Genomic DNA, 277 nt, shown 5'->3' with positions numbered 1-277 from the left:
CAGCCCAACCAGATGCCACGAAACGGCCTCGGCCAGCGTCTCCTTGAAGTTCTTCGTCGCGTACTCGGTAATCAGCGGATCGAGATCGGTACGGGTCACCCCACGCACCGGCCACACGGCCCGGATGTCGTCACCATAGTCAGCTTCGAACAGAAGATCGAGTTCTGCAAGAGAGATTTTCGATTGCGCCTTGATCGCCTTCAGAATCCACTTGAAGGCTTCCGCATCATCCTCACCGAGCTGGCCACGGAAGTCCGAGGGGCGCGATTCCTGCCCC

At 59.2% G+C, this 277-nt stretch carries 1 protein-coding gene; it reads right to left on the bottom strand.

The window, feature by feature from the left end; translation table 11 throughout:
* The coding region (locus AC1RPW_RS08425; protein WP_481769514.1) for a hypothetical protein at positions 1-277 on the bottom strand (277 nt) is incomplete at both ends.

The sequence above is a fragment of the Dellaglioa sp. CoH-55-MRSF-8 genome (assembly GCF_056782195.1).
The sequence above is the reverse complement of the archived record's forward strand: the minus strand, read 5'-3'. Positions and strand labels throughout refer to the sequence as shown.